The following is a 17876-nucleotide window of genomic DNA, read 5'->3' on the forward strand; positions in this document are numbered from 1 at the left end:
CGACGGCGAGCGAGGCGGCGTGTCTCGCCGCGGGCGCGTCCGCGAGCGTCCCGTCCCCGAGCGCGGATTCGGGGTCCGTCTCGCCCGCGGCGTCGCCTTCGGCGAGGCCGACAAGCGCGTCGCGGCAGTCGGCGAGCGACTCGGTCCAGCCCGGAAGCGGCGTCGCCTCGCCGACGCCCGTCTCGCCCGCGACGTCGACCGCGACGAGGAGCCCTTCGCGGCGCTCGATATCGCCGCTGGCGGTCGAAAGCGGCGTTCGGAGGTCGACGGCGAACTCGCGGAGGCGCATCGTCACGCGAGGACGAGGCCGACCGAGAAGAGGACGGCGTAGAGCGCGAGGAGTTTGCCCGTGTCTTCGAGCGCCGGGTTGAGCTTCTCGCCTTTCGTCTCGGTCACGACCGTCCGCGCGATGCGGGCCGCGACGGGCATCGAGAACATGGGGAGAAGGACGAACCAGTCGAAGCCGGCGCGAGTCCAGAGGTAGGCGGGGACGACGTAGGCGAGCGCGAGCATGGCGATGTACTCGGCGCGGGCGAAGCCGTAGCCGAACCGGACCGCGAGCGTCCGCTTGCCCGTGGTCGCGTCTTCCTCCTTGTCGCGGACGTTGTTCACGACGAGGATGTTCGTGGAGATGGCCGCGATGGGGAGACTGGCGAGGACGGCGACGACGGTGACGGTCCCCTCCGGAATCCCGACGGTGAGCGGGGCCGCGAGGACGCTCGCGGCCTGCACGTAGAAGGTTCCGACGACGGCGATGAGGCCGAAGAAGACGAAGACGAACAGGTCTCCGAGGCCGTGGTAGCCGAGGGGGTACGGGCCGCCGGTGTAGGCGATGCCCGAGGCGACAGAGAGCAGGCCGATGACGAGGATGGGCACGCCGCCGACGTAGACGAGGTAGGTGCCGAGGAGGATGGCGGCGGCGAAGGTGAGGTACATCGCCCGCTTGACCTCGGCCGGCGGGATGAGTCCGCCCGCGGTGACGCGGGTGAAGCCCTCGCGGGCTTCGGTGTCCGCGCCCTGCACCGCGTCGTAGTAGTCGTTGGCGAAGTTGGTCCCGACCTGGATGAGAAGCGCGCCCACGAGCGCCGCGAGCGCGGGCAGCGGGGCGAACAGGTCGGCGTGGACGGCGACCGCGGTGCCGACGACGACCGGCGCGGCGGCCGCCGGGAGCGTCTGCGGCCGCGACGCCATCACCCACGCCCGCCTGCGAGAGATGTCCTGCGTGCTCATTGTCTGCATACGAGGGCCGAAGCAGTGAGTAAGTTCCTATCCGAAAGCGCGCGACGCCGAGGCGGTGGGTGGGAGAACACGGTGGCCCGGCGCGCGCGTCGGTCCTGACGAGACAGTCGCGCCCGACGTCGGCGACGACGTGGTCATCGCCGTCACCGACCGACTGGGGCGGTGCCTCGCTATTCGGAATCGGAGCCGGAATCCGAATCGGAGACGGGGGCGGAATCGGCGTCGACACCGAGATGGTCGGCGAGCCGCTCGCGACCCCGCTCGGCCCGGGTTTCGACCGTCTCCTCGGAGACGTACATCCCGCGTTGGCGCTCCACGTCGGCCTCGCGGAGTTCGCGGAGTCGTTCCTCGGGGAGGTCGCAGTCGTCGGGGACGCGGCTATCGAACCGCTCGCGCCAGTCGTCGCGGGCGGTCTCCTCGTCGGCGAGTTCCGCTTCGGGACGTATCCAGTCCCAGTGGCGCGCGAGGTCCTCGGGATAGCCCCGTTCGAGACGGTGGTCGGTGATGACCGACCGCCCGACTCGCGCGCCCTGCCCGGCCGACATGATTGCCTGCACGTTGACCTCGCTCACCGGCGCGGCGACGTACAAGCCGTCGATTGGTGTTCGGCCCTCGATGTCGGCGTAGTCGCGGTCGAACTTCGTCCGCGTCTCGCCGTCGTACTCGTAGGTGACGAACATCTCGTCGTCGCCGAGCGGTTCGAGGAAGTCACCGCCGTAGCGGGCGGCCGCGACGACCCGCCTCGCGGTGACGGTCTCGCCATCCTGCGTCGTGACCTCGAAGCCCGGCCCGGCGGCGTCCGCGTCGTCGGTGTCCGCCGTCTCGGTCCCGGCCGCGTCGCCCCCGACGGGTTCGACCGCCTCGACGAGGTCCGGAACGAGGTCACAGCCGGCCTCCTCGACGTGGTCGTGGATGAGTTCGTAGAACGTCTCGATGTCGACGCCGCCGGGGAAGCCGAGGTAGTTCTCCAGATAGGCACAGCGCTGGAGCGACGACCGGCCGCGGTCGAAGACGACGGTGTCGAGGCCGTACCGGCCGGTGAAGACGCCCGCCGAGCAGCCCGTCGGCCCGCCGCCGACGATGGCCACGTCGTAGTCGAACGCCACGGCATCGGGGCCTGTCGCGGTCTCCGTCGCCGTCTCTCCCGAGCGCTCGGCGTCCGCCATCTCAGAACTCCCCGTTGACGATGTCGGCGACGCGCTGGCGGTCGAACAGCTCGGCGTCGCCCGTCACGTCGCCGAACACGTCGGGGTACAGCTGCTTCGCGGCGCGCTCGGTCAGGAACAGGTTGTGAATCGGTCCCTGGAACAGGTAGCCGCCGCGGTAGACCCGGCCGTTCTGGACGGCCGCCAGTTCGCCGCCGACGGGGTGGTCTTCCATGTACGCGAGGACGGTGTCGCGGAACTCCGCGGGCGTCTTGCGCTCGTGGCCGCGGACGAGAATCACGTCGGGGTCGATTTCGAGGAGGTTCTCGTAGTCGAGTTCACCGCGGTTGGTCGTGCTGAGGTTCTCGATGTCGGTCCCCGAGAGCGCGTCGGTGACGCCGAGGTCGTTCCACTGCTTTTTGCTCGTCCCCTTGTCGTTGAGGCGGTACGGCGAGAACATCTCGGGTTCGGTCGTCCCCTCGAAGGTGAGAAAGACGTTCGGGCGCTCGTCCGCCGGCGGCAGTTCCGCCTGTATCTCCGCGATGAACTCGTCGTGGAGCGCCTCGAACGCCTCGTAGCGATCCTCGCGCTGGAACACCTGCGCTACCTTCTCGAACGCCTCGTAGAGCGTGTAGTAGCGGTAGTCGTGCCAGCCGTCCGAGCGGCGGAAGACGAGGTTGCCGACGAACGGGGCGACGTTCTCCGCGATTTCGTCCACGTCCGCCTGGTCCCAGTCGAACCAGTTGATGAGCATATTCGGGTCGTAGAGGTGGACGTCGTTGTCGAGTTCGTAGAACTCCTCTTTCGTCCGGACCTCGGGGTACGCCTCGACCTGCTCGCGGTCGACGCTCACGCCGGGGAGTTCGTCGTAGACGTAGGTGTAGTACCGCCCCGCGCCGCCGACCCCCGTCAGCCCGTCACCGACGCCGAGCGCGACGGCCATGTCGGCGTAGCCGCCGTCGTAGGCGGCCCACGACTCGGGGACCGAGTCGAACGTGACCTCGCCCATCGGCTCCATCGTCACCGAGTACGAGGAGTCCGCCTCGGTGGTCTGAGTCTCCGTCTCGGCGCTCGTTTCGGTGGCTACCTCGGTCGTCGTCTCGGCCGCGGTGGTCGTCTCGTCGCTCCCCGACGAGTCCGACGTACAGCCGGCCAGCATCCCGGCCCCGAGAGCCGTGCCGCCGTACCGAATGTAGTTGCGTCGCGTGAGTCCCTCCCGCCCGGTGGATTTCTCGTCCATGGGGTTTAGGCTAACCTAAATGTATAAGAGCGTTCCTATTTTTCGGCGTGCCTAAACCATGACACCCCAACGAGTTCCGGCCCGGTGGCGCGGCTGTGGCCCGATAGCGTCGGTTCCGTCAGGCCCTCAGTAGTGCCATGGGTAGTCGCGGAAGCGCGGTTCGCGCTTTTCGAGGAAAGCGTCGCGGCCCTCCTGTGCCTCTTCGGTCATGTAGGCGAGTCGGGTCGCCTCGCCGGCGAACACCTGCTGGCCGACCATGCCGTCGTCGGTCATGTTGAAGGCGTACTTGAGCATGCGCATGGCCGTCGGCGACTTCTTCGTCATCTCGTCGGCCCACTCCAGCGCCACGTCTTCGAGGTCCTCGTGGGGAATCGCCTCGTTCGCCATGCCCATGTCCACGGCCTCCTCGGCGGAGTAGGTCTTCCCCATGAAGAACACCTCGCGGGCCTTCTTCTGGCCGACCTGTTTGGCGAGGTACGCGGAGCCGAAGCCGCCGTCGAAGGAGGCCACGTCGGGGTCGGTCTGGAGGAACTTCGCGTGCTCGTCGGACGCGAGCGTCATGTCGCAGACGACGTGCAGGGAGTGGCCGCCGCCGACGGCCCACCCCGGCACGACGGCGACGACGGGTTTGGGCATGAAGCGGATGAGCCGCTGGACTTCGAGGATGTGCAGGCGACCGGCCTTCGCCTCGCGGACGAGCGGATCGTCGGAGGCGTCGGCCTCGTCGTCGTCGCGGTACTCGTAGCCCGAGCCGCCGCGGACCGACTGGTCGCCGCCGGAACAGAACGCCCAGCCGCCGTCCTTCTCGGAGGGGCCGTTGCCAGTCAGGAGGACGCAACCCACGTTCGCGCGCTTTCGGGCGTCGTCGAGCGCGGCGTAGAGTTCGTCCACGGTTCCCGGTCGGAAGGCGTTTCGGACCTCGGGGCGGTCGAACGCGATGCGGACCGCCGGCACGTCGACGGCGCGGTGGTAGGTGATGTCGTCGAACTCGTCGGACCCCGGGACGGGCTCCCAGCGGTCGGGGTCGAAAATCTCCGAGACCATACCGAGAGGCGGCGCGGGCGGCGCAAAAAGATTCGCTTGCGGCCGCGGTTCGGGGTCGAACCCCGCCGCGTTCTCCGCTCGGCCCGGAACTATTTGTCAATGCGCGAACGACTCTCGCGCATGTCGGCCGCAACTACCCTGCTCGTCAGATTCGTCCACGTCGTCGGGATGTCCCTCGTCTTCGGCGGCGCGGCGTTCGCGTGGGGCGCGCTCAGAGCACCCGATTCTGGGAGCGAGGACGCGGGTGGCTCGGCTGCGGTCGTCGGCGACCCGACCCCGCTCGCGGCCACCTATGAGTGGGTCTTCTGGGCGGTGATGGGCGCGATGGTCGTCACCGGCGTCGGCAACCTCGGCGCGCTCGGCCCGCCCGGACCGTCCGGGCGCTGGGGGACGCTCCTGACCGCGAAGCTCCTCGCGGTGACCGCGTTCGTCCTCGGGTCGTTCGTCCGCACGCTCGCCGTGTTCAGGCTCCGACGAGACCACCCGGCGGGTGCCGGGCGCTCACTCCTCGCGAAGAGCTACGGGGCGACCGCCGCCGCGCTCCTCGTCCTCGTCGCGCTCGCGGAGGTGTTGGCGCATGGCTGAGGCCGCCGCCGGCCGCTCCGAGGCGTGGATCGTCTCGTCGTTCAACCTCGTCGCCCTGAGTCTCGTCGGGCTCCTCCCGGCGCACGCGAGCGGCGCGCTCGAAGGCGAACTCGCCGGCTTCGGGACGGCTCAGGGCGTCGCCGTCTTCGCCTATCTGTGGCTCCTCACCGCGGCCGCGACCCGGTGGGCGCTGGCGGACGGCGGGCTGGAAGACCTACGAAACGGCCTCCGCGGACTGTGGCGACTCGTCCTCCGCGGGTTCGCGGCGGGCGCGCTCATCGGGGCCGCGTTCCTCTTCGGACTGCTCCTCGTCGGCGCGGTTCTGAACGGCGCGACACTCGTGTCGCTGGCGTTCATCGCGCTCATCGGCGTCGCGGCCGCGAGCGTCGTCGGGGGCGTCATCGGTGGCCTGTCGGTCGTCCTCGACGCCGGCTGTTACTGGGCGGCCGGTCGGCTCGTCGGGCGGTGGACGGAGTCGGACACCTCGGGGCGAGCCGCCGACGTGGAGTGAGTGAGTAAGTGAGTCAGCCAGTTAGTCAGCCAGTCTGCCCCGAAGCGGGCCGCGCGGACTCGTCAGCCACGACGCTAGCCCGACGAGTATCGCGCCCGCGATGCCGACGAGAAAGGCGGTCGCCCCGGCAAGCGACCCGTACGCGACGAGTCCGGTCCCAACGAAGGCGGTGGCGAGCGACCGACGGCGACCCATCGACTCGGGGTAGCCGACGGCCTTGAACCGCGCGAGTCCCCACACGGCCACCGCGACGAGCGGCGCGAGACCGACGCCGGTCAGGGGGCGCTGGACGACGAACCAGAAGACGGGAAAGACGACCACGACTGCAACGAGCGCGAGCGTTCCGCGGCGGCCGAGCGCCGAGGGGTAGCCGCGCTCGGCGAGGTCCGAGAGAAGCACCACGCCGAAGACGACGGTCGCACCGGCGAGAACCCCGGCGAGCGGTTCGTTCGTGACGACGGCCGCGTAGGCGAACACGAGGACGCCGAGGAACCCGGCCACGGCGTAGACGCTGCCGCGGTACTGGCGAAAGAGAGCGGAGGGCACATCGCCACGATTCGGAGCGCGGGAGAAAAGTCAGTCGGTCAGTCGGACAGTTGCTCGACGGCGCGCTCGGCGATGCGCTCGCGCACGCGGTGCGAGGACTCGGCGTCGGTGCGGGCCTCGATGACATCGGTGCCGTCGGTGGCGACCGACTCGGCGTAGGCGTCGCGGAAGCCATCCGGGTCGACCGACGCGAACGAGAGGTCGTAGAGGTCCTCGGTGGCTTCGAAGTCGAGGCCGTGGGGTGTCTTGAACTGGTCCGTAAAGGGCGGCTCGTACTCCTCGATGGGGAGCATGTGGAAGATGCCGCCGCCGTCGTTGTTGACGAGGACGATAGTCGCGTCCACGCCGAGGCGACCGAGCGCGAGCAGGCCGTTCATGTCGTGGTAGTACGCGAGGTCGCCGGTCAGAAGCGTCAGGTGGTCGGTCGCCGCGGAGCCGGCTCCGAGCGCCGAGGAAACGACGCCGTCGATGCCGGACGCGCCGCGGTTGCCGAGGACCGTCCGGGACTTCGTCGAGGGGCGCGCGAAGCGGTCGAGGTCGCGGACAGGCATAGAGTTCGAGACGAACAGCGTCGACGGCTCGGGCGCGAGGTCGGCCACGTCGGCCGCGAGCCGCCCCTCGAAGGCGTCGGTCTCGTCGTCAACAAGGCTCCAGTAGGCGTCCTCCGCATCGGTCCACAGCGCGTTCCACGACTCGTCGGGACGGTTGCGGATGAGTTGCGAGAGCCGCCACGCGAGCACCGAGGGCTCGGCCTCCACGAGGTCGGTCGCGCCGAACTCGGCCTCACGCCAGCGGCCCGTCGGGTCGACGAGATACTGTCGGGCATCGGTGCGCGCGAGGTACTTCCGGAGCGCCTTCGAGGTCGGCGACGCGCCGATGCGGACGACGACCTCCGGGTCGGGCCAGTCGGCGGTGACGCGCTCGTCGAGGTAGGCGTCGTAGCCGCCGAGGACAGTCGTCGTCCGGGTGTGGCCGCCGAATCGGAGCCCCGAAAGCGGGTCGGCGACGACCGGGAAGCCGGTCGCGTGGGCGAACGCCGCGACGGCCTCGGCGTTGAATCCCGGCGGGTCGGCAGGGCCGGCGACGATGAGTCCGCGGTCGGCCGCGAGGTCGTCGGCCAGCTTTCGGAGGTGGTCCTCGGAGAGTTCCGGCGCGCCCGCGGTCGTCTTGACGTAGGGTCGGCTCCCGCTCCGACCGTCGAGCGCCTCGGGGTCGAGGTCGGCGGGCACGTCGCCCTCGACGTACGTCGGTTCGAGCGGCTTTCTGAAGGGGAAGTTGAGGTGGACGGGGCCGGCGTCGACGCCGGTCGCCTCGGAGACGGCGCGGGCGGCGGTCGTCCGGAGGCTCCGGAGTTTCCTGTCTGTGGCCTCCGGTTCGGGCATGTCCTTGTACCAGCGGACAGCATCGCCGTAGAGCTTCTCCTGGTCGACGGTCTGGTTGGCTCCGCTGTCGCGGAGTTCCGGCGGGCGGTCGGCCGTGAGGACGAGCATCGGCACGCGGGCCTGCGACGCCTCGATGACCGCGGGGTGGAAGTTGGCCGCGGCGGTGCCCGAGGTGCAGACGATGGGCGTCACCTCGCCCGTGCGCCGGGCGCGACCGAGCGCGAAGTAGGCCGCCGAGCGCTCGTCGAGGTGCGAGAACGTCTCGATGTCGTCGTGGCGGTCGAACGCCTCCGTGAGGGGCGTCGAGCGACTGCCGGGTGCGATGCACACCGCGTCGATGCCGGTGCGTGCCAGTTCGTCGGCGAAGGTCCGTGCCCAGAGGGCGTTTCGGTTCGGTGCTGTCATCTCGTCTATGTCGTCAAATCGGATTGAATCGAATCAACGTCGGTCGTCGGCTCCGACGCCGGTCGTCGGTCCCGAACTCAGCCGTCGCGTTCGAGTTCGTCGAGGATGGGGCGGTACTTCAGTTGCACCTCGTCCCACTCGGCGTCGGGGTCCGAGTCGGCGACGAGGCCGACGCCCGCAAAGAGCGTCGCCAGCGTCTCCTCGACGATTGCCGAGCGGAGAGCGACCGCGAAACTGCCGTCGCCGTCGGCGTCGAACCAGCCGACCGGTGCGGCGTACCAGCCGCGGTCGAACGGCTCGGTGTCGCGAATCACGTCGAGGGCGGCCTCCGGCGGGAGGCCGCCGACCGCGGGCGTCGGGTGGAGCGCGTCCACGAGCGAGAGGACGTGTTCGTCGCGTTCGAGCGTCGCGTCGATGGGCGTCCAGAGGTGCTGGACGGTCGCGAGCTTCCGAATCCCGCGGTCGCCGACGCGAATGTCGGCCGACAGGGGCGCGAGCTGTTCCCGAATCGTCTCCGCGACGAGTTCGTGTTCGTGGTTGTCCTTCTCGCTTCCGAGCAGTTCGTTCGCCAGCCACTCGTCTTCGTCTTCGGTGTCGCCGCGGCCGGTCGTCCCGGCGAGCGCGCCGGTCTCCACCTCGCGGCCGCGGAGCGAGACGAGTCGCTCGGGCGTCGCGCCGAGGAAGCTCGCCCCGCCGTTCGGCTCGACAAGGAAGCGGTGGCAGTCGGGGTACGTCCGGCCGAGGCGGGCGAGCAGGTCGGGCGCGGCGGCGGGGCGGTCGAGTTCGACTTCGAGCGCCTGCGCGAGGACGACCTTCTGGAGGTCGCCGGCGCGGATGCGAGAGACCGCGGCATCGACGCTCTCGTGCCACGCCTCCACCGAGGTCGTTCGGTGACGGTCCGCGACGCCCGGCGGCCCCTCGGAGGGTTCGTCGTCGAGCGATTCGAGCGTCTCGCGGACCTCGTCGAGCCGGTCGCCGACGATCTCCGGATCGGCGTCCGCGCCGACGGCGGTGACCGTGAGCCACGCGTCGTCGCCGTCGAAGGCGACTTGCACCTCGGGGACGACGAAGCGCGCGGCCGGGAAGTCGGCCCACGGGTCGCGGCCGGTCGCCTCCTCGTGGAAGGCGAGGCCGCCGAAGAATCGCGGGCGGGCGGCGTCGGAGGCGTCAACGTCAGCGCCGTCGAACAGCGCCGTGGCCGACTCTCGAATGCGCGCGAGTCGCTCAGGGCCGTCGGCCTCGACGGCCACGGCGACGCCGCCACCGACGACTGTCGGCTCGTCGGGGGCGGTCCACAGCGCCCGCGGGCGGCGCATCGTCGCGAGCGACGCCGAGACGGGCGGCGCAGACAGTCGAACCGACCTGCTGACGAGATGGGTCCCCATCTCGTCTGTCCGCAACGGTTCCATCGACCGTGGGTCAGGACCGGGGACGCTTGAAACTCTCCCTTCTGTCCCGCCCGTCGCCCCGGAGGGAGACAGTGAGACGCGCACATCTGTCCACCGAACGACAACGCTGGTGGCTCGGACGCGAAGCGACCGCCGAAAACGCTGAAAAATCAGCTCAGCTGTACCGCTCTTCGTTCCACGGGTTCGCCGTGTTCGAGTACCCGCGTTTCTCCCAGTAGCCGCGTTCGGGCTCGGTGAGGAATTCGACGCCCGAGACCCACTTCGCGCCCTTGTAGGCGTACTTGTGCGGGGTGACGACCCGAAGGGGGCCGCCATGGTCGGCGGGCAGGTCCTCGCCGTCGTAGCCCCAGACGAACATGACCTCGTCGCGCATGCACTGGTCGAGAGGCAGGTTCGTCGTGTAGCCGTCCATGGCGTGGAACATCACGTGGACCGCGTCGTCGTCGACGCCGACCGCGTCTGCGAGCGTCGGGAACGTGACGCCCTCGAACTCGCAGTCGAACTTGCTCCAGCCGGTGACGCAGTGGAAGTCCTGTACCTGCATCTCGGCGGGGAGGTCGCGGAACTCGTCGAACGAGAGGTCGAGTTCGGTCTCGACCGCGCCCCACGCCTCGAACGACCACGTCTCGGGGTCCCACGAGGGCGTGCCGCTCTTGGAGAGCACGGGGAACCGCTGGGTCTCGCGTTGGCCCGGCGGGAGTCGGTCGTCGCCGAACTCCTCGTAGAGGTGGGTCACGTCGTTGGCCATGGTCGAATCTTCGGCCCGACGCACCTATCACTAACGACTCCGGACACCCGTCGACGACCGGGGGGACGGCCACACTAACCGAAGGTAAGCGGAGCTTCGCGTTCGCCGGAACGACCTTCGGAAAACCCGATTATTCCCCCGGTAGAGTTATATACGGCCCTTCCAAAGCGACGGACGTTCAGATGCCCAAAGTAGAGATTACCGTGCCGGAACACCTGGAGATGCAGATCGTCCAACTCGTCGAACAGGGCGAGTTCGTCAACCGCGACGAGGCTATCGAGGACCTGCTGTCGACCGGTATCCGCGCGTACAAGACCAGCGGTCCGATGTCCGACGAGGACCGCGCGTACGAAGACGACGGGATGATGGGTCACGAAGACGAGTACGTCTTCTGAGCCGAGTGACAGTATCCCCCAATAACGCTTAAACCGCCCTCGCGCCTAACCAACGCTCATGCACAAGGACGAACTGCTGGAGCTGCACGAACAGATGGTTATCATCAAGGACCACTTCTCGGCCCGCGAGCACGTCGATTCGAGCTTGTTCGACCCCTACGACGAGCTTGCCGTCGAGCCCTCCCACGTCCACAAATCGAAAAGCGAGCACAAACACGCCGTGTTCGTGCTCGGAAACGCCCTCGCGACTGCGATGAGCGACGACGAGTTCTCCAGCGCGGGCCGCGTCGGCAAGCGCATGGAGGAACTGGCCGACGACGCCGAAGGAAAAATCTGAGCGCCCGTCCGCCGCAGCGCGCCCCGCGACCGACCCCCCGGCGCTGAGCCGTCACTCGCCGTCGGATTCGTGTCGCTCGCTAGCACCTCTCAAGCAGTTCTCCGCGGGTTTCTTTATCACCCATTCGTACGACACAGGTAGCTAATGCTAGAGATACCGGGCTGGATACCGTTCCAGCGGTTGGCCGCGCTCCTCGCGCTCCTCGCGGCCGCCGTCGCGCTCGCCGTCGTCGACAGACCGACTCGGTTCTCGGCGGCGCTCCGGCGGCGCTTCCTGTTCGGTCTCCCGCTCGGAACGCTCGTCAGCGCCGGCGGCGTCCTCCTCGTCTATCTCGTCGTGCAGGACGGCTGGTCGTCGTGGTACCGGCCCATCGTCATCCCGTTCCGGGCGTGGTCGTACTTCTACCCGACCGGGATGCTGACCGCCGCGTTCGCTCACTCCAGCGCCGGCCACCTCGTCGGCAACCTCGTCGGCACGCTCACGCTCGCGCCGGTCGCGGAGTACGCGTGGGGACACTATCCGACGCGTCGGGGGTCCACGTCGTTCGGGTCGGCCCGCGAGAATCCCTACGTCCGGTCGCTGGTCGTCTTCCCCGCGGTCGTCGTCGGCGTGGGGCTTCTGACCTCCGTCTTCGCGCTCGGCCCGGTCGTCGGCTTCTCCGGCGTCGTGTTCGCGTTCGCCGGCTTCGCGCTCGTCTTCCGGCCGCTGACGACTATCTTGGCGTTCGTCTCGGGGCGCGTCGTCAGCCTGTTTTACAACGCGATGCTCTCGCCCGAAGTCGTCTCGTCGGCCCGTCCTATCTTCTCGACGCCGTGGTGGTCGCAAATCGCCATTCAGGGCCACGCAATCGGCTTCCTGTTCGGCGTCCTCCTCGGCGTGTGGCTCAGCCACCGCCGCGAGGGGTCGAACCCGCCCGCCCTCCGGAGCTTCGCCGGCATCCTCCTGTTTTCCGTGAGCGAGTCGCTGTGGGCGGTCTACTGGTACCGCGGCGGCGAGACCTACGTGCTGTTTCGCGCCGTCGGCTTCGCGCTCGTCGTCGCGCTCGCGACCATCGTCGCGCTGACGGTCGCGGCCTCCGACAAGCCGCTCCGAGAGTACGCGCCCGACAACTCGCTGTTTTCGGCCCGCCGCTGGCAGGTCGGCGTCGCCGTTCTCCTCGTCGTCGTCGCGGCCCTGTCGGGACCGGCGATGCTGTACAACACGTTCACCGCGAGCGGCGACGACCTGCCGGGCGAGAGCGTCTCGGTCAGGGACTACGACGTGACTTACGCCGAGGACGTGCCGAACGGGCTGACCGCCGTCTTCGACATCGAACTGTTCGGCGAGTCGACGACGACCAACACCTCCGGGGTCATCGTCAGAAGCGAGCGGCGCGGCATCTGGACCACCGCCGTCTCGACGAGTCGGCTGGCGTTCGACGGCGAGTCGACGGTTAGGCTCGGCGGCCTCGGCTGGCGCGAACGGGTGACGGCGGTCCGCGACGGCTACGTCGTCACGGGCGCGGGAACCGCCTACCGGGTGTTCCTCGTCGCCGACGGCGAGGCGCGGTTGGCCTACCAGACCGGTCCGGTCCGGGCCGAACCGGTGGTCTCCCGGCGGAACATCTCAGTCGTGCCGACGGCGACGGGCTACGACATACAGGTGTCGTCGGACAGCGGGACCGTCAGGGGGCCGATGCCGACCGAGAACGCGAGCACGACGCTCGACGGCATTCGGTTCGTCCGAGAGAAGTCGTTCGTCTTCGCCGAGTCGCGGGGGACGAAAGTCCGGGTCGCGCGACAGGAAACGTACAATTAGGTCAGGTCCGCGGTCGACGCGGGCGCTGACGACGGCGCGGTCACGACCGCCTCACCACTCGATGCGGAACACTTCGGCGTCGAGTTGTCGGCGGTCCTCGTCGTGGAAGTCGAACTGGCGGTCGAGGTCGAACGTCGCCCGGAAGGCGTCCGTGAGGTCGCCGCCGGCGTCGGCGACGAACGACTCGACGAACTCCTTGCTTCCCTCGTTGTGAACCGAGTAGGACACGTCGGCGACCGACGCGACCGATTCGAGGAAGGCGCGGTCGGCGTGTTCGTTGCCCCGCTGCGCGCCGAACGGCGGGTTCATGAGCACCGTGACCTGCCGGTCGTCGGGGAGACAAAGCGGCAGGCGGGTCGCGTCGGCGCGAATCCAGTCGATGGGGGCGCTCGCGCCGACGCGGCGGGCGTTATCGGTCGCGGTTTCGAGCGCCGCGTCGTCGAGTTCGACGCCGACGACGCGGGCGGGCGAGCGGAGCGCCGCGCCGAGTCCGAGCATGCCGGTTCCGGAGCCCAAATCGAGGACCGTCGCACCCTCGATATCGCCGCGGAGGTCCGCGAGGTGGACGAGGTGCGCGGCGAGGTCCGGCGGCGTCGGATACTGTTCGAGCGAGACCTTCGGGTTCTCGAAGCCGGCGACCACCGCCAACTGCGCTTCCAGCGCGGCCTTGGTTGCCATCAGCCGTCGATGGAACCTCGAAGCTCAAAAGCGACACCCTCGCGCCGGGCGCGCTCGCCGAGCGCGGCGAGCGCCGACTCGGCGTCGTCGGGGCGACAGCACTCCGCGACGTCGACGGCGACGCGCCCGACGCCGAGGAACGCGGCGGCGCGGACGTACTCGCGGAGGCGCTCGGACTCCGACTGCACCGCGAGGGGGTCGTCCTCGCTGAAACAGGCCTCCACGGTGAGTTCCGCCGGAAGGTAGCCCTCCTCGGCGAGTTCGGCCTTCAGGTCGCGGAGGTGCGAGGGGGCAGTCGACTCCAGCCCCGCGGCATCGAGGACGACAGGGGTCAGGTCAGCGGGACGGCCGGCGACGAGTGCGGCTTCGACGGACGAGGATTCGAGCGTGCTCATGTTGCACACACATTTCCTTTGGTTATGTATATATCTTTGTAAATGCGCAGTAGTAATCCGTCGGGGCGGGAAACAGCCGATGACGCGCGGATTCATCGCGCAGATATGACAGTCTAGAGAATGATGCCGATTGGTACCGTACTGCTCGTGGGGGCACACGCTCCACCCCCATTCCCCCTGACCCCGCGCGGGCAATTCCCGCAGTCGCCGACTTCTCGATCTCTACCCGTACGTGTACGCGAGCACTTCGACACCGGTGGCGTTCCGAATCGTGACCGTGTCGCCGCCGTTGTTCCACACCGCGCCGCCGCGGCCCCAGTAGACGTCCTCGTCGGTGTCGGTTCCCGACCCCGTGTGGAGCGTCAGCGACGCGCCGGGGCTGAGTTCGGTCCCCTCGGCGAACGTATAGGTCGCGCCCGCCGCGTCGGCGACGGTCCATCCCGAGAGGTCGATCGTCGCGTCGCCGTCGTTCCGGAGCGTGACGTACTCCTCGTTCAGGTTGTCGTTGTCGTTGCCGGGCGCGTCGGCGACGACCGAGACCGAGAGGCCGTCGTCGGTGGTCGCGTCCGCGCCTCCCGCGGCCGACCCCTCGGTCGCACAGGACCAGAGGCCGACCCCGCGCTCTCTAGCGTCGCGCTCGGCGCGCTCGTAGCGCTCGCGGTCCTCGAACGAACTCTCGTAGAACCGGGCGTGGCCCTCGGCGATGAGGTCGTAGTTGAACTCCGCGCCGTCGACGACGACGTACGCGAGGAGCCGACCGTAGTAGCCGCGCTCACCGGCTTTCTCGTCGTAGCGGAGCTCGACGGTTCGGTTGGCGAGCCGGGACTTCGCGTAGGCGCTCGCGTTCTCGCCGGCCGCCCGGAGGCAGGTCCGGCCGGCCTCGGTCTCGGGGACGCCCTCGAACTCGTCGGGCGTGTTCTCGGCGTGGACCTCGGGAGTGTCGACGCCGAGGAGCCGAACCGTCTCGCGCGCGCCGTCCGGCATGACGACTTTGATGGTGTCGCCGTCGACCACCTCGACCACCTCGACTGTCACGTCGCCCGCGGCGGTTGCGGCCGTCGGCGACCCCGACTGCGCCGTCGGCGACGCCGTCTCCGTCGCGGTCGATTCGACCGTCGCCGGCGCGTCCACGCCGCCCCCGCCGAGACAGCCCGCGAGAACCGCGAGAACGACGACAACGAGTGTCGTGGTAGCACGTCTGACCATTCGATTCACCGTTAGTCAGGGAACCGTATAAGTAGATGCGTCCCAATTGCCCGAATCCGAACTCGTCGAATCGCCAGACTGCGGCCTTTATCATATTTCTGTTACAAAGGTTTAAATTCACGCTCCACCAGAAACCTTTTAATGGAACGTCCGAGCCGGCAGCGTCAGCGAGAGGAGGAGGCAACGGCACAAGAGGACGAGCAAGTCAACTGTCCGGAGTGTGGGTCTGACCAGATCGTCACGGACGCGGACCAGGGGGAGCTGGTGTGTGACGACTGTGGTCTCGTCCTCGATGAGCGACAAATCGACCGCGGCCCGGAGTGGCGGGCGTTCAACCACTCCGAGCGGCAGTCGAAGTCGCGCGTCGGTGCGCCCATCACGGAGACGATGCACGACCGGGGGCTGACGACGACCATCGACTGGAAGGACAAAGACGCCTACGGTCGCTCGCTTTCGTCCGAGAAACGCTCGCAGATGCACCGTCTGCGCAAGTGGCAAGAGCGCATCCGGACGAAAGACGCCGGCGAACGCAACCTCCAGTTCGCCCTCAGCGAAATCGACCGCATGGCCTCGGCGCTTGGCGTCCCGCGGTCGGTCCGCGAGGTCGCCTCGGTCATCTATCGACGGGCGCTCAACGAAGACCTGATTCGCGGGCGCTCCATCGAGGGCGTCGCCACGTCGGCGCTCTACGCCGCCTGCCGTCAGGAGGGAATCCCACGGTCGCTCGACGAGGTCGCGGAGGTATCGCGCGTCCCGCAGAAGGAAATCGGCCGCACGTACCGCTACATCTCCCAGGAACTCGGTCTCGAACTCAAGCCCGTCGACCCCAAGCAGTTCGTCCCGCGGTTCGCCTCCGCGCTCGACCTCTCCGAAGAGGTACAGGCCAAGGCGACCGAGATTATCGACGTGTCCGCCGAACAGGGCCTGCTGTCGGGTAAGTCGCCGACTGGCTTCGCCGCCGCCGCAATCTACGCCGCATCGCTTCTCTGCAACGAAAAGAAGACCCAACGCGAGGTCGCGGACGTGGCGCAGGTGACGGAAGTCACCATCCGGAACCGCTACCAAGAACAGATCGAAGCGATGGGCTTCCGCTGAGCGTCGGCCCGCCAACCCGACCGACGACCCGGCTCACCGTCACCGACTGACGACGTCGGCGACACTCAGTTTCAGCTTTTCACGAACACCACGACCGACCGGCCCCAGAGGCCGGTGTCGTACTGGTGTGCGACGTACCCGTCGAGGAGCGGCGCGACCGTCCCGCGCTCGTCGGCGGGCGCGATGACCACCGGCGGCACCGACGACCGGGCTTCGAGCGCCTCGGGCGTCGCCGCCGCCGTCGAGTCGGCGCCGATTCGCTCGACGTACCACGCCATCGGGAGCTGTTCGCCCCACGCGTCGGGGACCGGCGGGTAGTCGGCCGCGCCGTCGGCGACGTACATCGAACTCCCGTAGTAGAGCACCTCTGGCCCCTCGTCGTCGGTCGGCCCGACCCACGCGGAGAGATTGTCGCGGAACGACGAGAACTCGCTGGACGGCTGTGCGAAGTGTGCGAGTTCGGTGTCGCGATCGCTCGGACCGTACACCTCGGTCGTCGCCACCGCGCCGGTCTGGGCGACGAGCGCGAGCAGGACGATGACCGCGGCCGCGACGCGGGGCACGTCCCGCGAGTCGAACGCGCTGCGACCCCAGCGGACGAGCGCCGCGAGGCCGATACCCGCCGGGAGCGCGAGCGGGACGACGACGTAGACGCCGAGCCACGACGCGGACACCTCGGTCAGCATGGGGACGAACACCAGCGACGCGCCGGCCCAGTAGACCGCCGCCGACACCTCCGACCGCGGCCCGCCGGCCGTGTAGCGGTCGACGAGGAAGACCGCCGCACCGAGGAGGACGACCGGGAGCGCCGCGAGCGCGAGCGCGCCGAGGAGGTCGCCGAAGTACGGGAGGTACTCGTGGGTCCCCTCCGGATAGCGGTCGACGACGCGGACGCCGACGAAGCGGCGAACCGAGCCGAACAGCGCCGCATCGATTGCGCCGAGAATCGTCCCCGGCGTGTAGAGACCCGCGCCGTCGGTGCCGCCCGCCCGCGGGGCGAACGCGAAGACGTAGAATGCGACGAAGACGAGGAGCGCGCGGGCCGCGGGGGTCGCCGCACCGCGGAGTCGGGCGGCGTACTCGCCGAGGCGCATCGCGGCCGGGCGCGCCGACGTGAGGAGCGCCGCGTGGTCGAACACCAAGAACCCGGCGACGGCGAGACAGCCGAGCGCGACGATGCCGAGCCCTGACGAGGCGACGGCGAGCGCGACGGCCGCGGCGAGTCCGTAGGCGTTGCGCCGCCCCGCGCCGTCGACGAGGCGGAGCGCGAAGCCGAAGGCGACGAGCGCGAAGCCGACCGCGAGCACGTCGCCGCGGGCGAACCGGCCGTAGTAGACGAGAATCGGGTTCGCTGCGAGGACGGCCGCGAACCCGACGGTCTCGTCGGCGGCGAGGCGGCCGCGGAAGAGGAGCGCCGCGAGCGGGAGGGCCGCGCCAAAGAGCGCGAACGGGAGGCGGAGCGCGAAGTCGGTCGCGCCGAACAGCGCGAGCGACGGTCGCGAGAAGTGATAGACGAGCGGGCCGCCGGCGACGGGGCGGTACGAGAAGAAGCCGGTTTCGAGCGACCGGAGGCTCCAGTAGCCGACGCGGGCCTCGTCCCAGTGGAGCGGTCGGTCGCCGAGGCCGACGAGGCGGACGACGAGTGCCGCGGCGGCGAGCGCGACGACGGCGAGCGTCGTTCGGTCGGGCCGCCGACCGACGCGGGAGGGAGTCATGAGG

Annotated in this window: 18 protein-coding genes and 1 pseudogene; 6 read left to right on the plus strand and 13 right to left on the minus strand. The window is 69.2% G+C overall.

Annotated features, from left to right (window positions below; translation table 11 throughout):
- From AM590_RS09510 to AM590_RS09530, 5 genes and pseudogenes are all read right to left on the minus strand, one after another.
- Positions 1 to 289: pseudogene (locus AM590_RS09510) on the minus strand (o-succinylbenzoate synthase); the annotation flags it as partial.
- Positions 290 to 291: 2 nt separating this feature from the next.
- The gene (locus AM590_RS09515; protein ID WP_058827277.1) at positions 292 to 1230 is read right to left on the minus strand and encodes a 1,4-dihydroxy-2-naphthoate polyprenyltransferase; all 939 of its coding nucleotides are present in this window, start codon (positions 1228 to 1230) and stop codon (positions 292 to 294) included.
- Positions 1231 to 1409: 179 nt separating this feature from the next.
- Positions 1410 to 2405, minus strand: coding sequence for an NAD(P)/FAD-dependent oxidoreductase (locus AM590_RS09520; protein WP_058827278.1), 996 nt, complete (start codon positions 2403 to 2405; stop codon positions 1410 to 1412).
- A gap of 1 nt (position 2406) precedes the next feature.
- Entirely contained in the window at positions 2407 to 3624 is a 1218-nt protein-coding gene (locus AM590_RS09525) for an ABC transporter substrate-binding protein (RefSeq protein WP_058827279.1), read from the minus strand.
- A 126-nt stretch (positions 3625 to 3750) separates the two neighbouring features.
- Positions 3751 to 4668, minus strand: coding sequence for a 1,4-dihydroxy-2-naphthoyl-CoA synthase (locus AM590_RS09530; protein ID WP_058827280.1), 918 nt, complete (start codon positions 4666 to 4668; stop codon positions 3751 to 3753).
- A gap of 120 nt (positions 4669 to 4788) precedes the next feature.
- On the opposite strand from AM590_RS09530, the gene AM590_RS09535 reads away from it, so the two are divergent.
- Together AM590_RS09535 and AM590_RS09540 are read left to right on the plus strand one after the other, a co-directional pair.
- Positions 4789 to 5253 carry a hypothetical protein gene (locus tag AM590_RS09535; protein WP_058827384.1) on the plus strand — a complete coding sequence of 155 codons (465 nt, stop codon included), beginning with the start codon at positions 4789 to 4791 and terminating at the stop codon, positions 5251 to 5253.
- Positions 5246 to 5764 carry a hypothetical protein gene (locus tag AM590_RS09540; RefSeq protein WP_058827281.1) on the plus strand — a complete coding sequence of 173 codons (519 nt, stop codon included), beginning with the start codon at positions 5246 to 5248 and terminating at the stop codon, positions 5762 to 5764. The genes AM590_RS09535 and AM590_RS09540 overlap by 8 nt, the downstream gene beginning before the upstream one ends.
- Positions 5765 to 5785: 21 nt before the next feature.
- Here AM590_RS09540 and AM590_RS09545 read toward each other — a convergent pair whose 3' ends face one another.
- The 4 genes from AM590_RS09545 to AM590_RS09560 all read right to left on the minus strand — a co-directional run bounded on the left by AM590_RS09545 (position 5786) and on the right by AM590_RS09560 (position 10254).
- Positions 5786 to 6310, minus strand: coding sequence for a hypothetical protein (locus tag AM590_RS09545; RefSeq protein ID WP_058827282.1), 525 nt, complete (start codon positions 6308 to 6310; stop codon positions 5786 to 5788).
- A gap of 38 nt (positions 6311 to 6348) precedes the next feature.
- Positions 6349 to 8097: a 2-succinyl-5-enolpyruvyl-6-hydroxy-3-cyclohexene-1-carboxylic-acid synthase gene (gene menD / locus AM590_RS09550; RefSeq protein WP_058827283.1), complete on the minus strand. Its 1749-nt coding sequence runs from the start codon at positions 8095 to 8097 to the stop codon at positions 6349 to 6351.
- Positions 8098 to 8174: 77 nt separating this feature from the next.
- The gene (locus tag AM590_RS09555) at positions 8175 to 9506 is read right to left on the minus strand and encodes an isochorismate synthase MenF (RefSeq protein ID WP_058827284.1); all 1332 of its coding nucleotides are present in this window, start codon (positions 9504 to 9506) and stop codon (positions 8175 to 8177) included.
- A 154-nt stretch (positions 9507 to 9660) separates the two neighbouring features.
- Positions 9661 to 10254: a sulfite oxidase-like oxidoreductase gene (locus AM590_RS09560; RefSeq protein ID WP_058827285.1), complete on the minus strand. Its 594-nt coding sequence runs from the start codon at positions 10252 to 10254 to the stop codon at positions 9661 to 9663.
- A 182-nt stretch (positions 10255 to 10436) separates the two neighbouring features.
- Between AM590_RS09560 and AM590_RS09565 the strand changes: the two genes are divergently transcribed.
- The 3 genes from AM590_RS09565 to AM590_RS09575 all read left to right on the plus strand — a co-directional run bounded on the left by AM590_RS09565 (position 10437) and on the right by AM590_RS09575 (position 12783).
- Positions 10437 to 10649, plus strand: a complete 213-nt coding sequence (locus AM590_RS09565; protein ID WP_004043463.1) for a ribbon-helix-helix domain-containing protein — start codon at positions 10437 to 10439, stop codon at positions 10647 to 10649.
- A gap of 58 nt (positions 10650 to 10707) precedes the next feature.
- A complete protein-coding gene (locus AM590_RS09570) occupies positions 10708 to 10986 on the plus strand; it encodes a UPF0058 family protein (protein WP_004969989.1) in 279 nt (92 codons plus the stop codon).
- Positions 10987 to 11130: 144 nt separating this feature from the next.
- Positions 11131 to 12783, plus strand: a complete 1653-nt coding sequence (locus AM590_RS09575) for a rhomboid family intramembrane serine protease (RefSeq protein ID WP_058827286.1) — start codon at positions 11131 to 11133, stop codon at positions 12781 to 12783.
- 51 nt (positions 12784 to 12834) lie between these two features.
- Here the strand turns inward: AM590_RS09575 and AM590_RS09580 are convergent, their stop codons facing one another.
- The 3 genes from AM590_RS09580 to AM590_RS09590 form a co-directional block, all read right to left on the minus strand.
- Positions 12835 to 13461, minus strand: a complete 627-nt coding sequence (locus AM590_RS09580) for an METTL5 family protein (protein WP_004977029.1) — start codon at positions 13459 to 13461, stop codon at positions 12835 to 12837.
- Positions 13461 to 13856 (minus strand): hypothetical protein, encoded by a 396-nt coding sequence (locus AM590_RS09585; RefSeq protein WP_058827287.1) that lies wholly within the window; start codon positions 13854 to 13856, stop codon positions 13461 to 13463. The genes AM590_RS09580 and AM590_RS09585 overlap by 1 nt, the downstream gene beginning before the upstream one ends.
- A gap of 222 nt (positions 13857 to 14078) precedes the next feature.
- A complete protein-coding gene (locus tag AM590_RS09590) occupies positions 14079 to 15062 on the minus strand; it encodes a lamin tail domain-containing protein (RefSeq protein WP_058827288.1) in 984 nt (327 codons plus the stop codon).
- A 141-nt stretch (positions 15063 to 15203) separates the two neighbouring features.
- Between AM590_RS09590 and AM590_RS09595 the strand changes: the two genes are divergently transcribed.
- Positions 15204 to 16157, plus strand: coding sequence for a transcription initiation factor IIB family protein (locus tag AM590_RS09595; protein WP_004043457.1), 954 nt, complete (start codon positions 15204 to 15206; stop codon positions 16155 to 16157).
- Between the two features lie 71 nt (positions 16158 to 16228).
- Here the strand turns inward: AM590_RS09595 and AM590_RS09600 are convergent, their stop codons facing one another.
- Complete coding sequence (locus AM590_RS09600; protein WP_058827289.1) at positions 16229 to 17872, minus strand: flippase activity-associated protein Agl23; 1644 nt, start codon at positions 17870 to 17872, stop codon at positions 16229 to 16231.
- Positions 17873 to 17876: the final 4 nt, after the last annotated feature.

Source organism: Haloferax sp. Q22 (assembly GCF_001482285.1).
Lineage (GTDB): Archaea > Halobacteriota > Halobacteria > Halobacteriales > Haloferacaceae > Haloferax.

What these genes read in the sequence shown, in the direction of transcription:
- AM590_RS09515 (WP_058827277.1), bottom strand. Translation starts at nt 1,230, where the DNA reads ATGAGCACGCAGGACATCTCTCGCAGGCGGGCGTGGGTGATGGCGTCG.
- AM590_RS09520 (WP_058827278.1), bottom strand. Translation starts at nt 2,405, where the DNA reads ATGGCGGACGCCGAGCGCTCGGGAGAGACGGCGACGGAGACCGCGACA.
- AM590_RS09525 (WP_058827279.1), bottom strand. Translation starts at nt 3,624, where the DNA reads ATGGACGAGAAATCCACCGGGCGGGAGGGACTCACGCGACGCAACTAC.
- AM590_RS09530 (WP_058827280.1), bottom strand. Translation starts at nt 4,668, where the DNA reads ATGGTCTCGGAGATTTTCGACCCCGACCGCTGGGAGCCCGTCCCGGGG.
- AM590_RS09535 (WP_058827384.1), top strand. Translation starts at nt 4,789, where the DNA reads ATGTCGGCCGCAACTACCCTGCTCGTCAGATTCGTCCACGTCGTCGGG.
- AM590_RS09540 (WP_058827281.1), top strand. Translation starts at nt 5,246, where the DNA reads ATGGCTGAGGCCGCCGCCGGCCGCTCCGAGGCGTGGATCGTCTCGTCG.
- menD (WP_058827283.1), bottom strand. Translation starts at nt 8,097, where the DNA reads ATGACAGCACCGAACCGAAACGCCCTCTGGGCACGGACCTTCGCCGAC.
- AM590_RS09555 (WP_058827284.1), bottom strand. Translation starts at nt 9,506, where the DNA reads ATGGAACCGTTGCGGACAGACGAGATGGGGACCCATCTCGTCAGCAGG.
- AM590_RS09560 (WP_058827285.1), bottom strand. Translation starts at nt 10,254, where the DNA reads ATGGCCAACGACGTGACCCACCTCTACGAGGAGTTCGGCGACGACCGA.
- AM590_RS09565 (WP_004043463.1), top strand. Translation starts at nt 10,437, where the DNA reads ATGCCCAAAGTAGAGATTACCGTGCCGGAACACCTGGAGATGCAGATC.
- AM590_RS09570 (WP_004969989.1), top strand. Translation starts at nt 10,708, where the DNA reads ATGCACAAGGACGAACTGCTGGAGCTGCACGAACAGATGGTTATCATC.
- AM590_RS09575 (WP_058827286.1), top strand. Translation starts at nt 11,131, where the DNA reads ATGCTAGAGATACCGGGCTGGATACCGTTCCAGCGGTTGGCCGCGCTC.
- AM590_RS09580 (WP_004977029.1), bottom strand. Translation starts at nt 13,461, where the DNA reads ATGGCAACCAAGGCCGCGCTGGAAGCGCAGTTGGCGGTGGTCGCCGGC.
- AM590_RS09585 (WP_058827287.1), bottom strand. Translation starts at nt 13,856, where the DNA reads ATGAGCACGCTCGAATCCTCGTCCGTCGAAGCCGCACTCGTCGCCGGC.
- AM590_RS09590 (WP_058827288.1), bottom strand. Translation starts at nt 15,062, where the DNA reads ATGGTCAGACGTGCTACCACGACACTCGTTGTCGTCGTTCTCGCGGTT.
- AM590_RS09595 (WP_004043457.1), top strand. Translation starts at nt 15,204, where the DNA reads ATGGAACGTCCGAGCCGGCAGCGTCAGCGAGAGGAGGAGGCAACGGCA.
- AM590_RS09600 (WP_058827289.1), bottom strand. Translation starts at nt 17,872, where the DNA reads ATGACTCCCTCCCGCGTCGGTCGGCGGCCCGACCGAACGACGCTCGCC.